At 65.3% G+C, this 12427-nt stretch carries 13 protein-coding genes and 1 riboswitch; of the genes, 6 read left to right on the top strand and 7 right to left on the bottom strand.

Translation table 11 applies throughout. From position 1 onward, the window contains the following. Window positions 1-17 precede the first annotated feature (17 nt). Window positions 18-749: a response regulator transcription factor gene (locus tag I6F16_RS29475; RefSeq protein ID WP_225114830.1), complete on the bottom strand. Its 732-nt coding sequence runs from the start codon at window positions 747-749 to the stop codon at window positions 18-20. Next, window positions 746-1288 carry a MarR family transcriptional regulator gene (locus tag I6F16_RS29470; RefSeq protein ID WP_057027673.1) on the bottom strand — a complete coding sequence of 181 codons (543 nt, stop codon included), beginning with the start codon at window positions 1286-1288 and terminating at the stop codon, window positions 746-748. Before I6F16_RS29470 ends, I6F16_RS29475 begins: the two co-directional genes overlap by 4 nt. 337 nt (window positions 1289-1625) lie before the next feature. Between I6F16_RS29470 and I6F16_RS29465 the strand changes: the two genes are divergently transcribed. The 5 genes from I6F16_RS29465 to I6F16_RS29445 all read left to right on the top strand — a co-directional run bounded on the left by I6F16_RS29465 (window position 1626) and on the right by I6F16_RS29445 (window position 6195). Further along, window positions 1626-2708: a branched-chain amino acid aminotransferase gene (locus tag I6F16_RS29465; RefSeq protein WP_057027674.1), complete on the top strand. Its 1083-nt coding sequence runs from the start codon at window positions 1626-1628 to the stop codon at window positions 2706-2708. Window positions 2709-3210: 502 nt separating this feature from the next. Beyond that, window positions 3211-3735, top strand: coding sequence for a DUF2314 domain-containing protein (locus tag I6F16_RS29460; RefSeq protein ID WP_036009354.1), 525 nt, complete (start codon window positions 3211-3213; stop codon window positions 3733-3735). A gap of 39 nt (window positions 3736-3774) precedes the next feature. After that, entirely contained in the window at window positions 3775-5295 is a 1521-nt protein-coding gene (gene hisS / locus I6F16_RS29455; RefSeq protein ID WP_225115002.1) for a histidine--tRNA ligase, read from the top strand. Between the two features lie 67 nt (window positions 5296-5362). Next, window positions 5363-5617 carry a tautomerase family protein gene (locus I6F16_RS29450; RefSeq protein WP_275498569.1) on the top strand — a complete coding sequence of 85 codons (255 nt, stop codon included), beginning with the start codon at window positions 5363-5365 and terminating at the stop codon, window positions 5615-5617. A 185-nt stretch (window positions 5618-5802) separates the two neighbouring features. Further along, window positions 5803-6195 (top strand): thioesterase family protein, encoded by a 393-nt coding sequence (locus I6F16_RS29445; protein WP_036009365.1) that lies wholly within the window; start codon window positions 5803-5805, stop codon window positions 6193-6195. A gap of 18 nt (window positions 6196-6213) precedes the next feature. Here the strand turns inward: I6F16_RS29445 and I6F16_RS29440 are convergent, their stop codons facing one another. The 3 genes from I6F16_RS29440 to I6F16_RS29430 all read right to left on the bottom strand — a co-directional run bounded on the left by I6F16_RS29440 (window position 6214) and on the right by I6F16_RS29430 (window position 9215). Continuing rightward, window positions 6214-7575 carry a flagellar biosynthesis protein FlgA gene (locus I6F16_RS29440; protein ID WP_225174221.1) on the bottom strand — a complete coding sequence of 454 codons (1362 nt, stop codon included), beginning with the start codon at window positions 7573-7575 and terminating at the stop codon, window positions 6214-6216. Window positions 7576-7642: 67 nt separating this feature from the next. Next, the gene (gene proC, locus I6F16_RS29435; RefSeq protein ID WP_109145982.1) at window positions 7643-8467 is read right to left on the bottom strand and encodes a pyrroline-5-carboxylate reductase; all 825 of its coding nucleotides are present in this window, start codon (window positions 8465-8467) and stop codon (window positions 7643-7645) included. 247 nt (window positions 8468-8714) lie between these two features. After that, window positions 8715-9215 (bottom strand): YbjN domain-containing protein, encoded by a 501-nt coding sequence (locus tag I6F16_RS29430; RefSeq protein ID WP_036009392.1) that lies wholly within the window; start codon window positions 9213-9215, stop codon window positions 8715-8717. Window positions 9216-9647: 432 nt separating this feature from the next. Then, a riboswitch (FMN riboswitch) is annotated at window positions 9648-9807 on the top strand. Between the two features lie 77 nt (window positions 9808-9884). On the opposite strand from I6F16_RS29430, the gene I6F16_RS29425 reads away from it, so the two are divergent. Next, window positions 9885-10442, top strand: coding sequence for a 6,7-dimethyl-8-ribityllumazine synthase (locus tag I6F16_RS29425; protein WP_036027167.1), 558 nt, complete (start codon window positions 9885-9887; stop codon window positions 10440-10442). Window positions 10443-10617: 175 nt separating this feature from the next. Here the strand turns inward: I6F16_RS29425 and I6F16_RS29420 are convergent, their stop codons facing one another. Further along, entirely contained in the window at window positions 10618-11571 is a 954-nt protein-coding gene (locus tag I6F16_RS29420) for a ribose-phosphate pyrophosphokinase (protein WP_036009398.1), read from the bottom strand. 194 nt (window positions 11572-11765) lie between these two features. Next, on the bottom strand, window positions 11766-12380 hold the full coding sequence (locus tag I6F16_RS29415) for a hypothetical protein (protein WP_225174220.1): 615 nt from the start codon (window positions 12378-12380) through the stop codon (window positions 11766-11768). Window positions 12381-12427: the final 47 nt, after the last annotated feature.

Raw genomic sequence — 12427 nt, 5'->3', positions numbered from 1 at the left:
GCGCGCTTTACTGCGGTTCAGGGCGAGGCCACCAGGCGGTAGCCGATGCCGCGCACCGCCTGCAGGAACAGCGGATTGGCGGGATCGGTCTCGATCTTGCGCCGGAGGCGGTTGATCTGCACGTCGACGGCGCGCTCGTTGACGCTGCCATTGCCGGTCAGTGCGCTGCGCGGCACGGTCTCGCCCTGCGTCTCCGCGAGAATCCGCAGCATCTCGCGCTCGCGGTCGGTGAGGTGGATGACCTCCTCGCCCTGGCGCAATTCGCCGCGTTCGAGATGGTAGACATAGGGGCCGAAGGCGATCTTCTCGAGCGTCGTGGCCTGCGGCGGCGGCGCGGCGCGCTTGAGGATGTTGTTGATGCGCAGCGCCAGCTCGCGCGGCTCGAACGGTTTTGCGACGTAATCGTCGGCGCCGATCTGCAGGCCCTCGATGCGGGCTTCCGCCTCGTGGCGCGCCGTCAGCATCACGATCGGCACCGACGACGAGGTGCGGATGAAGCGGGCGAGGTCGAAGCCGGTCTCGCCGGGCATCATGACGTCGAGGATCAGGAGATCGAAATGCAGGCCCATCAGCTTCGAGCGCGCATCACCGGCGCTCGCCGCGGTGGTGACGCGGTAGCCTTCACTTGCAAGAAAGCGCGAGAGCAGGTCGCGGATGCGGCGATCGTCGTCGACCAGCAAGAGATGCGGGGCATCGTCGGCCGGTTGCACCGGCGGGCGCGCGAGCGTGGCTGCGAGCGGCACGGTCACTCCTTGGCGTCTTGTTTGACGGAAGCGAAGATCGTCTCCAGCACCTTGTCCGGATCGTCGCGGTCGATCATCGCGCGCAGGAAGCGCTTGACCGTCTCGGCGTCCTGCGGACCCATCTCCGCGAGCGCCCTGGTGATCCGCGTGGTCTGCAGCCCGGCGAGCTTTTGCACCAGCGCCTCGCCCTTCGGCGTCGCGTAGAGCAGGCGCTGGCGACGATCGTTGTCGCCGGTCTTCTGCACGATATAACCCTCGTCCAGGAGCTGCTTCAGCACCCGGCCGAGCGACTGTTTGGTGATGCGCAGGACGTCGAGCAGGTCGGCGACCTTGAGCCCGGGATAGCGGTAGACGAAATGCATGACCCGGTGATGGGCCCGGCCGAAGCCGAACGCCTCCAGCTCCTGGTCGGGATCGCCGACGAAATCGCGATAGGCGAAGAACAGCAGCTCGATGATATCCCAGCGCAAATTGCCTCCATCGCCTGCGGCCGGCCGGGGCGCGGCAGCGTCTTGAGAGGGAGTCGCGAAATTTATGTCAGGCATATTGACGTATCTTGGGTTCAATGTTACAAAACGATCGACCCTCGCGAAATTTTAGATCGTTTCGCGCCGGGCGGCATCGGAGCAGGACGGCCGGAGAGAGCCGGACAGGCGGCGACGGCCGAAGCAGATCTACCGTGCGATTGTCGAGCGGCATTTCGGCAAAACATACTGGACTTCCGCCTTCCGCAAAAGCATGTCCTCGATGACATGCTGGCTGCGGAAACCGGCCGTAACATGGCTGGCGGCGGTCCCGCCAGAAACCAATCAAGCCAGCCGGGCCCGAGCGGGCAGGCGGGCGCGAGAAACAGCGCCGCCACCGGCAGCGGGAGGCAAGGACATGAGCATGACATTCGACATCCAGCCCGCATCCAATCCGACGCCCGAGAAGGACCGCGTCGCCAAGCTGGTGGATCCCGGCTTCGGGCGGGTCTTCACCGATCACATGGCAATCGTCCGCTACAACCAGGCCAAGGGCGGCTGGTACGAGGCGAAAATCGAGGCGCGCGCCAACTTCCAGCTCGATCCCGCCGGCGCGGTCCTGCACTACGCCCAGGAGATCTTCGAAGGCCTGAAGGCCTACAAGCGCGACGACGGCGGGGTGAACCTGTTCCGTCCCGACGCCAATGCGCGCCGCTTCAAGGACTCGGCCGATCGCATGGCGATGGCGCAGCTGCCCGAAGACGTCTTCATCGAGGCGGTCGAGCAGGTCGTGCGCATCGACCGCGCCTGGATGCCGGGCGGCGAGGGCAGCCTTTACCTGCGGCCGTTCATGATCGCGAGCGAGACCTTCCTCGGCGTCAAGCCGTCGTCCGAATACATCTTTGCGGTGATCGCCTCGCCGGTCGGCTCCTACTTCAAGGGCGGGCCCGCGCCGGTCTCGATCTGGGTGTCGGAGAACTACACGCGCGCCGCGATCGGCGGCACCGGCGCGGTCAAATGCGGCGGCAATTACGCCGCGAGCCTGCGCGCCCAGGCCGAAGCGATCCAGCACGGCTGCGACCAGGTCGTCTTCCTTGACGCGGTCGAGCGCCGCTACATCGAGGAGCTCGGCGGCATGAACGTGTTCTTCGTGTTCGACGACGGCTCGCTATCGACGCCGCCGCTCGGCACCATCCTGCCCGGCATCACCCGCGACTCCATCATCACGCTCGCCCGCGACGCCGGCAAGACGGTGCGCGAAGAACCCTATACGCTCGAGCAGTGGCGCAAGGACGCGGCCTCAGGCAGGCTGAAGGAAGCCTTCGCCTGCGGCACCGCCGCGGTGATCTCGCCGATCGGCAAGGTGCGCTCGGTCAGCGGCGATTTCGACATCTCGGGCGGCGCCGCCGGCCCCGTCGCCATGGGCCTGCGCAAGCAGCTCGTCGACATCCAGTACGGCCGCACCAACGATCCCCACAACTGGATCCGCAAGGTGTTTTGATCACCCTCCCCTGGAGGGGTCCGGGACGAGCGTAGCTCGCCCGTGGGTCGATCGCGCGCAGCGCGAGCGGGGTGGGGTGATCTCTCAACACGGGCAGTGTTCGATGTGGAGAGACCCTCACCCCACCCCGTCTCTCATCTTCGCTACGCTCAGATGCGAGCCGACCCACCCCCTCCAGGGCAGGGCTATCGCATATGACCCGTGGCGGCGGTCTGCGCGCACGCCTCGTCCTTCGAGACGGCGCTTACGCGCCTCCTCAGGATGAGGCTAATCGGTGTCAGTGCCCGTTGAAACTGCAGCAGCGCACTCCGTCCTCATCCTGAGGAGCCCGCCTAAAGCGGGCGTCTCGAAGGATGGCCGCAGGGAAAGCTCTCAAATGCGATATCCCTGCCCTCCAGGGGAGGGTAAAAAGCGCAACGTTTGTGGCTTATTGCGCACTGAACGTGCTGCTGCCGACGTGCGACAAAGCCAGGACACAACAAGCGTCCCGGACATCGCGATCATGGCAACAAAGCTCTCCCAACCCATGAAATGGGTCGTTCTCGCCGCCATCACCGGCGTTTGCGTTTTCGGCATCCTGACCGTCGGCCCGACGCACGAGGTTGCTGCGCAAGACCGCTCGCCGATCGTCGATGTGCGCACCGGCGATCCCGAGATGAACACCGCGATCGCTCGCGCCCGCGGCTCGCTGCCGACCTTCTGGGCTTCCTATGAATCGCCCAAGCCGTCCGAGTCTGGTCACGCTTTGAAGGTGCGCTTTACGACCCGCAAGGGCGGGGAGCACATCTGGATCGGTGAGGTGAAGAAGCTGCCCGACGGGACCTTGACCGGCGTCTTCGCCAACGAGCCGCGCGATCTGCCGGGCAAGCGAGCCGGCGATAAGGTCAAGTTCGCGGAGGCCGACATCTCGGACTGGATGTTCATGCGCAACGGCAAGATCGTCGGCGGCGAGACCATCAAGCCGACGCTGAAATCGCTGCCGAAGGCCGACGCGGACGCGCTCCGGGCGCGAATGGAGCAGCCGTAGGGCAGTTGCCGCCCCGCGCCGCGGCTGGTAAACGCCCGCATGGCCGAGAAACCCAAAAAACCCCAGAAACTGAAGGCGCGCCTGCCGCGCGGGCTCGAGGATCGCGACCCTGCCGCGATCCGGGCGACGCGCGAGATGGTCGAAAAGATCCGCGCCGTCTACGAACTCTACGGTTTCGAGCCGGTGGAAACGCCGGCGATGGAATACACCGACGCGCTCGGCAAATTCCTGCCCGACCAGGATCGCCCCAACGAGGGCGTGTTCTCGTTCCAGGACGACGACGAGCAATGGATCAGCTTGCGCTACGATCTCACTGCGCCGCTGGCCCGCTACGTCGGTGAGCGCTACGGCACCGACGGTCTGGTGCTGCCCTATCGCAGCTACCGCGTTGGCTACGTCTTCCGCAACGAGAAGCCCGGCCCCGGCCGCTTCCGCCAGTTCATGCAGTTCGATGCCGACACGGTCGGCTCGGCGACGCCGGCGGCGGATGCCGAGATCTGCATGATGGCGGCGGACACGATGGAGGCGCTCGGGATCGCGCGCGGCCAGTACCTGGTGAAGGTGAACAATCGCAAGGTGCTCGACGGCGTTCTGGAAGCCATTGGCCTCGCGGGTGAAGAGAATGCGGCGCGCCGACTGACCGTGCTGCGTGCGATCGACAAGCTCGACAAGTTTTCCGCGGATGAAGTGCGCAAGCTGCTCGGTCCCGGACGCTGGGATGGCGGCGAGGAAGGCAAGGGCGACTTCACCAAAGGCGCCAATTTGAGCGCGGCGGAAGCCGATGTTGTTCTCGCCATCACCAAGCCGCGCGAGGATTGGAAAGAAGCAATTGCCGCGGCAGAAACCTATCTCGCCAAGAGCGAAGTCGGTCAGGCCGGCGTCAGCGAGCTGGAAGAGATTGCAAAACTGGTCACGGCCTCGGGCTATGGTGCGGATCGTATCAAGATCGATCCCTCGGTGGTGCGCGGCCTCGAATATTACACCGGCCCCGTCTACGAGGTCGAACTCCTGCTCGATACCAAGGACGAGAAGGGCCGCCCGGTGCGCTTCGGCTCGGTCGGCGGCGGCGGGCGTTATGACGGCCTCGTCTCGCGCTTCCGCGGCGAGCCGGTGCCCGCAACCGGATTCTCGATCGGCGTGTCGCGGCTGCAGGCCGCGCTGACGCTGCTCGGCAAGCTCGACACGCGGCCCGAATTCGGCCCGGTCGTCGTCACCGTGTTCGACCGCGACCGCGTGGCCGACTACCAGAAGATGGTCGCGAGCTTGCGTACCGCGGGCATCCGCGCCGAGCTCTATCTGGGCAACCCGAAGAACATGGGCAACCAGCTCAAATATGCCGATCGCCGCAACTCACCTTGCGTCATCATCCAGGGCTCGGATGAAAAGGCGCGCGGCGAAGTGCAGGTCAAGGACCTGATCGAGGGCGCCAAGGCGGCCGCTGCGATCGCCTCCAACCAGGAATGGCGCGAGACCCGGCCGGCGCAATTCTCGTGCAGCGAAGCCGATCTCGTCGCAAAAGTGCGCGAGGTCCTGGGCCGCCATGACGTGAAGTGGGGCTAGCTATTCGCAGGCCGCGTCATGCCCGGGCTTGTCCCGGGCATCCACGTCTTGTTTGATAGAAGAGAACGTGGATGGCCGGGACAAGCCCGGCCATGACGACAGCAGCAGGGAGAGAACAATGCCTGAGATCACCATCAGCATGGCCGAAGGCCGTACCGACGAGCAGAAGGCCGGCATGATGCGCGACATCACCCAGGCGCTGGTGAAGAATCTCGGCGTCGATGCCGATGCCGTCGTCATCCAGATCAACGAAGCCCCGCTCCGTCACAAGATGAAGGGCGGCAAGACCTTCGTGGAGCGTGCGGCGGCGGCGAAGAAGTAGCGGTCGACGGTTCTGCATTCACCGCTGTCGTCCCCGCGAAGGCGGGGACCCATAACCACAGGGAGTGGTATTGGGCCAGCTGGTAACTCCGAGCCTTCGCCAAACTTGATCCTGTGGTTATGGGTCCCGGATCTGCGCGCGCTTAAGGCGCGCTTGTCCGGGACGACACTGAGTGTAAGGGGTCCATGGACGCACGCGACTTCATCACAACAGGCATGAGCGCCGAGCGCACGCTGGTGGTCCCGGTGGAGCGCACCGTCGGGCATTTCGTGTCAGGCATGCCTTTTGTCTACGCGACGCCGATGATGATCCTGGAGATGGAGATGGCATCGGGTGATGCGATCCGCTCAGCGCTTCAGCCGGGCTGGGTCACTGTCGGTACCGAGGTCGACATCCGCCATCTTGCCGCCGCGCTCGTCGGTGCGACCGTGCGGACCACTGCAAAGGTGGTCGCGGTCGAGCGCCGCGTCATTCGCTTCGAGGTTGAGGCATTCGAGGGCCCGCGCAAGCTCGGCGAAGGCCGCCACGCCCGCGGGCTCGTCAATGTCGAGATGTTCAACAAGCGGCTCGGGGCTTAACGCGGCTGTGGATTTCGCCTAATCCACCTTCCGCGCTTTTGGAGACGAATACGACGTTTCCTGCTCCCTGCGGAGACGCACGGCAGACAGCCTCTCGTCAATCGCCACATCCGCCCAGGTGATGCAGGTGTCTTTGGCTACCGCCTTGGTCAATCGCACATTGTGCGCAAGCCCGAGTGGCAGATAGCGCTTTTCAAGGGAGGTGCTGGCGGGCGTCAGTTTGCCGAAGACGGTGTAGCCGCCTTCTCCGTCGAGCATGTCTCCCTCGCGCAAGTCCTTCTTGGCTGTGGCAGCAACATCGGCGTTGAACGTCGTGGCGACGCCTGTCGCCTCATTGCGCAGAGCGATCGAGGCAACTGAAATTCCAAGCTCCAGCCCTATGAGATGCCACTTCTTGTAGGAGCTCATGTAACGACCGCTCGGATCGGTGACGACGCTGTATTCCTGGAAACAGTTGCGGATGTAATCGCTGTCGCCTTCGAAACAGACCCACACGCCCTTGCGGATGTCGTTGGGGATGGGCCTGCCTTCGGCCGTCAGGCAGGATACGACCTCGACCTGGCCCTTGGATTCCAGGATGCCGCCCTCCGAACTGGGGCGCATCAGCGTGGGGATGTCGTCGACCGATCCCGGTGGGAATGCAAGGCCATGCGAGGGCGCCTCCAGGCCGGTTGCGTTCGCGATCGCGGCAGATTCAATCGCAGGCTTGGAGCCGTCGAGGAACGCGTTGAACATTTTTGGATTCATGCCCCCGCGCGCAGCTTGCTCTGCAGACAATCCCCAGTGATCCCAGACCGTTTCGGGCGTCGATTCCCGGTAATGCGGCAGCCATTTGTGGCCACGGCCCGCTGCCACGACGGGAAAACCGCAGGCCCTCGCCCAATCTACGAGGTCGCAAGCGAGAGCCGGCTGATCGCCATAGGCCAGGCTGTAGATCACGCCGGCCTGCCTGGCTCTCTGCGCGAGGATCGGTCCGCAGAAGGCGTCGGCTTCGACGGTCACGTTGATGACGGCCTTGCCTGCAGAAAAGGCGCCGAGGCAGTGCTCGACCGCCGCGACAGGATTGCCGGTGCACTCTGCGATCACCTCGATGCCTTCGCACTTCACAAGCGCTTCCCAGTCGTCGGTCAGGAAGGTCGTGCCGTACTTGAGAGCATCCCCGAGTGAGGTCGCGGCGAACTGCTCCGGGCGCCACCCCACCCGGTACAGGTTTTCGCGGGCACGCGATGGGGACAGGTCAGCAATTCCAACGAGATGGACGCCCGGCGTACGCAGGACTTGATGGAGATACATTGCGCCGAACTTGCCCGCCCCGATCAGTCCGATTTTGATGGGGCGCCGCTCGGCCTGTCGTTCGAGAAGTTTCGCGTAGAGGTTCACGATTGCTCTCCCTATCGGCAACGACCGGGATCGCCGCGCATTCGGCCGCCGAAGCGCTCTGATCCGTCTACTTCGCCAATTCCTTCGACCGCTGCGTGGCCGCGGCGATGGCGCGGATCATGAGTTCGCGCAGGCCCGGCTCGCCCATCAGCACACTGAGCGCGGCGGCCGTGGTGCCGCCGGGCGAGGTGACGTTCTGGCGCAGGGCGCTGGACGGCAGCTCCGACTGGTGCAGCAGCTCGCCGGAGCCGGCGACGGTCTCGCGGGCGAGCTTGGTCGCCAGCGCCTCCGGCAATCCCGCTTCGACGCCGGCGCGGGCGAGCTCTTCGGCGAGCAGGAACACATAGGCCGGGCCCGAGCCGGACACGGCGGTGACCGCGTCCATCAATCCTTCATCCTCGACCCATTCGACCGAGCCGGTGGCGCGCAGCAGCGCATCCGCCACCGCGCGCTGCGCGGCGCTGACGTTGTTCGCGGCAACAGCGACGGTGATGCCGCGGCCGATCGCTGCCGGCGTGTTCGGCATCGCGCGCACCACGGCGCCGCCACAGACCTCTTGGAGCAAGGCGATCGTGGTGCCTGCCATGATCGAGACCACCGACGTCTTGTCCGAGACGAACGGCTTCAGCTTGGCGCCGGCCTCGCGGAACATCTGCGGCTTCACCGCCACGACCAGCGTCTCGACAGCGCCTGCGGTCTTCACATCAGGATTGAGCACGACGCCCTTGGCGGCCAGCGCGGAGATCTCGGGCGCAATGTGCGGCTCGATCACCGCGACGCGGCGCGGATCGAGCCCGCCCGAAAGCCATCCGGTCAGCATCGCGCCGCCCATCTTGCCGGCGCCGGCGAGCAGGATGGTGCCGGTGATGTTTTGAAGAGGGTTGTTTGCCATCGCCGTTGCCACGTGTTTGCTGTCATCCCCGCCTAGTGCGCAATTGCGCACGGGGGGCGGGGATCCCTGCGCGAGCGATTGCTCGTCACATAACCACAGGCGGTTCTAGTGGATCGAGGTGTCGGCAACAAGCCGCGTGCCACAAGTGGCCATCACGCGGTATGGATCCCGGATCGTGCGCGCTTTGGGCGCGCTTGTCCGGGATGACGTAGGGAGCGAGCTGCCGCCCTTGCGCCTTGGGAAGGCCCTACGCCTCCCCCACCGTATCGAACATCGCCGCGTCCATCGCCTCCGCCGTGCTCTTGCCGGCCCACACCACGAACTGGAACGCCGGGAAGTAGCGCTCGCAGGCATGAATGGCGCCGGCGAGCATGACCTCGCATTGCGCGGGCGAGGCGGTAAGGCCGCCCGGCAGCACCAGGGCCTGGCGGTGCATCACCATGCCGGTGGTGGTCCACAGGTCGAAATGGCCGACCCACAGCTGCTCGTTGACGGCGGCGACGAGCCGCTGCACCTCGCCGCGGCGCGCGGGCGGAATCTTCATGTCGAAGGCGCAGGCCAGATGCAGCGCCTCGATCTCGCCCATCCAGGTAAAGGAGAGCTGGTAGTCGGTCCATTGTCCCTTGGAGACAATCGTGAGCTCGTCCTCGCCGGAGCGTTCGAACGGCCAGTTGTTGCTGGCGGCGATGTCCTCGACCACCGCGAGCGGATGGTTTCTGGAATCGATAGTGCCTTCGAGCAGGGACATGCCGTCTCGACCTCTTGCCTTCTTGTTGTCTTTGATACGCACGCGGTTGGGCCCGGCGCGCACTCCCTAAAACGTCGCTGCGGCGTCCCTCGGATCAGCCTTTGCAATCCCCTCGGAGTCGCTGTTGCGATCCTCGGATCAGCGCGGGCCTGTCGCGGATCAAGTGATGTGATTTGCGGAATCTGCGCAACGGGGTCGCGAGTCCGTCCACAAGCCAGGACTCGTTCGTCCACAGCTCATCTCCGCCACAATCCTTAACGGACGAGAACAAACCGGAATCGGATTCGGCAAAAAAGCTCGCCGCAAATTCCGTGGGGCGAGGGCCGGACCGCCGTGCGGGCATGGGACCATGCGCTTGGCCCATGCGGAACACGCTTGCCGCGACTGCCCGGCGGCGGCATATTTCCTGATAGGCCGTTCATCCCGGACGGCCGATGTTCTCAGGGCGGGGTGAAAGTCCCCACCGGCGGTAAGGGCCGACAAGCCCAAGCCCGCGAGCGCCTTCCGCAAGGGTTTATCCCGAACGGAAGGGTCAGCAGATTCGGTGCAACTCCGAAGCCGACGGTTAAAGTCCGGATGAAAGAGAACGGTCGGTGGCAGACGCATCGCAAGGTGCGGCTGTTTGTCGTTCCGTGTGCCCTGATTCTGGTCCTTAAACCGAGGAAAGCCATGAATCAGATGCTGCAAGACCCCCAAACCGAAACGTCCCAAACGCCGCCGCCGGTTCCCGTGGATCCGGCCCCTGCGCATCCGCGTTTCGCCAAGCCGCAGCGGGTGGCCTTCGTGCAGGCCTGCTGGCACCGCGACGTGGTCGCGGAAGCCCGCATCGCCTTCATGAAGGAGGCAGAAGCCCGCCACCTCACCCATGTCGACGTGTTCGAGGTGCCGGGCTCGTTCGAGATCCCGCTGCACGCGCAGGTCCTCGCCAAGACGCGGCGCTACACCGCGATCGTCGCGGCCGGTCTCGTCGTCGACGGCGGCATCTACCGCCACGAATTCGTCGCCGACACCGTGATCAAGGCGCTGATGGACGTGCAGCTGCGCACAGAGGTGCCGGTGTTCTCGGCCGTGCTGACGCCGCAGCAATTCCACGAGACCGAGGTGCACTACGATTTCTTCCGCAAGCACTTTGCGATCAAGGGCGTCGAGGTCGCGACCGCCTGTGCGGAGACGTTGCACGGCTTGGAGCGTTTGCGCGGCCAGGTCGCGGCGGGGATCGTGGGGTAGTAAGGGCCGGAAGGACCGTGCACTCCCTCGCCCCGCTTGCGGCGAGAGGGTGGGGTGAGGGGGAGTCTCCGCGGGGACGGTGAGAGTTGGACTCGCGGAGAGCCCCCCTCACCCGGATTGCATCTGCGATGCAATCCGGCCTCTCCCCGCACGCGGGGAGAGGCGAAGAAGAAAATCAGTCGAACAGGCTCGACACCGATTCTTCCGCCGCCGTGCGCGCGATCGCATCCGAGATCAGACTGGCGATCGGCAGGGTGCGGATGTTCGGCGCCTTGGTCACCGCGTCGGTCGGCAGGATCGAATCGGTAATCACCAGCTCCTTCAGCCTGGAGCCGGCGATGCGGGCGGCGGCGCCGCCGGAGAGCACGCCGTGGGTGATGTAGGCGTAGACGTCCTTGGCGCCCTTGGCGAGCAGCGCATCGGCCGCGTTCACCAGCGTGCCGCCGGAATCGACGATGTCGTCGACGAGGATGCAGGTGTGGCCGGAGACGTCGCCGATCACGTTCATGACCTCGGACTCGCCCGGCCGCTCGCGGCGCTTGTCGACGATGGCGAGCGGGGTGTTGATGCGCTTGGCGAGGCCGCGCGCGCGGGCGACGCCGCCGACGTCGGGCGAGACCACCATCGTCTTGGTCAGGTCGAACTTGTCCTTGATGTCGCGCACCATCAGCGGCGCGGCGAACAGGTTGTCGGTCGGGATGTCGAAGAAGCCCTGGATCTGGCCGGCATGCAGGTCGAGCGTCATGACGCGGTCGACGCCGGCCTGCGTGATCATGTTGGCGACGAGCTTGGCCGAGATCGGCGTGCGCGAGCCTGACTTACGGTCCTGCCTGGCGTAGCCAAAATAGGGCAGCACTGCGGTGATGCGGCGCGCCGAGGAGCGGCGCAGCGCGTCGGTGATGATGAGCAATTCCATCAGATGGTCGTTGGCGGGGAACGAGGTCGACTGGATGACGAAGGCATCCGAGCCGCGGACGTTCTCCTGGATCTCGACGAAGATCTCCATGTCGGCGAAGCGCCGCACCACCGCCTTGGTCAGCGGCAGGTCGAGCCCTTGCGCGATCGCCTGGGCGAGGGCCGGATTGGAGTTGCCGGCGACGAGCTTGATGGAGCCGTTTTTGGCCGACATGGACGCTTCCTCCCGCGCTTTGCTGGATACGACCTTCAACATCAGAAAATACCCGCTGGCAGCACGGTTACGACGGGCGAGGAAATATCAGGCGGAAGGGCGCAATGGCAACCCGGGATGCTACGTTTTCCCTTTGAAAATCCTGAGTCGGGCCAACGGCTTGGCCGCAAGTTGAGGCCGTGGTTTAGCGGGGGTTATTGCTCGGCATAGCCGAGCGCTGATGCCGGCATGTCTGGCGCGGGAGCGTCCTTGACGACGCTGGCCACCGCCGGTCCCCGCAATGCCGGAGCTGCACTGGGTGCATCCGGCGTTCCGTTGATCATGTTGGAAAGTCCGCTGAATCCGGCCTGGGCGATCTTCCGCAGCACGAGGTCGTCGGCAGCCAACCACGCGTCGCGCCCGCCCTTGGCCGAGGTCGGTTCCTCGCCGGAGAGACGCAGCGCGCGCTGCTGGTTGGCGTCGTAGACGTCCCAGACCCAGGCGATCACGGTCTTGCCGCGCACCACCTGGGCGGAGAGGTAGCTGCGCACGCGATAGGCAGCCGTACCTTCGCGGGAGACCACGGACAGGCTGCGCAGCTTGGATTCGCTGTCGAGCACGCCGACCATGCGGTCGAACACTTGCGGAGGTGGCCCGTCGATCGATTCGAAGGCGATAGTGGCCCCACTGCCGGCGCTCGGCGCCATCGCATAGGAATTGGCGGCAGTGCCGCCGCCGGCGCAGCCGCCCAGCGCGGCCGCCGCCGCCAGCAGCATGACCGCCAGCACGCGCGAACCCGCGCGGCGGAAGATGAATGACGCGTCCCTCATTATGGAGGGCAGCGATATCGTTAAAATCGATTAAGGTCTAGGGCAGG

The organism is Bradyrhizobium sp. IC4060, assembly GCF_020193715.1.
Classification (GTDB): Bacteria; Pseudomonadota; Alphaproteobacteria; order Rhizobiales; family Xanthobacteraceae; genus Bradyrhizobium; species Bradyrhizobium yuanmingense.
The sequence above is the reverse complement of the archived record's forward strand: the minus strand, read 5'-3'. Positions and strand labels throughout refer to the sequence as shown.